The organism is Corynebacterium sp. AOP12-C2-36, from assembly GCF_052379185.1.
In the GTDB taxonomy this organism is placed as follows: Bacteria; Actinomycetota; Actinomycetes; order Mycobacteriales; family Mycobacteriaceae; genus Corynebacterium.
On sequence record NZ_JBQSYJ010000070.1, the window covers coordinates 1 to 897 of the forward strand.

The 897-nt window shown below is 63.3% G+C and carries 1 protein-coding gene; it reads right to left on the reverse strand.

Annotation, left to right across the window (positions count from 1 at the left end):
- A partial coding sequence (locus ACT3UN_RS16495) for an SGNH/GDSL hydrolase family protein (RefSeq protein WP_444657665.1) occupies nt 1-665 on the reverse strand: 665 nt, incomplete at its 3' end.
- Nucleotides 666-897 lie beyond the last annotated feature (232 nt).

An 897-nucleotide genomic window follows, 5' to 3' on the forward strand; every position in this document is an offset into this window, starting at 1 on the left:
GCCCGGTTCCAGTTCTCCACATCCCGCAACACCGGCACAGGCACACCCGCCGGCAGATTCGGTACGACATTGAGCGCACAGAAGACCATCGAGTCACGGTCAACCGTGGGAAGCGCCCCAGACACGACAATCTTCGCCCCCGGAGCCACCGCCCGGATCTTCGACGCTGCCGCACGCATATCCGACAGGTACGCGTTGCGCACAGCACCCGGATCAAGAATGTTCACCCCATCGAGCACACCGAATCCACCGTAGTTGTTCATCCCGGCTGCCAAGACCACACTGCGGGTGCCCCGGTGCACATCACCGGCAGCAATCGCCCGGTCAATGCGCCCCAGCATGGACCGTGACGTATTGCCCGCACACGACCAGTCCGCCAGCGGTGCCCCAGTACGTGCGCCCAGCTGACGCGGCCAGTTGTTCGGAGCCTGCAGACATCCACCGGTCTGCGGGTAACCGTCCGTCATGCCCGGCACCATGCGCAACGTGTTTCGAAGCTGATCGGGATTCGCCGTGAAAGAGTCACCGAAGGTGACGATGTTGCCACTCGGCGCCGCAGCGGCAGCAGGCGCTACCGCCACTGCCCCACCTGTCACCGCAATAGTTGCTGTGACAGCGGCAGTGATGGTGACAAGCAAGCTTTGTGCTCGTGCTCGGATACCCATGTTGTTCTCCTCTGGCCCTCTGGGCTCTCTTCGGTCCGGTCGCGGGTCAGCGCGACATCCGCAGGTGAGACCTGGTCAGGTTTCACCGGTTGTTACTGACGTAGGTTGTCAACCTCCGCCTGCCCATCGGGCACTGAGCGCACAACGTTACCGGGACCTGCCGGCACCTTCGTGTCCGTGGCGGTACCCAGGCTCATTACCCCGCCGGGTGTTCACCCCCGAAAGGAGTTAC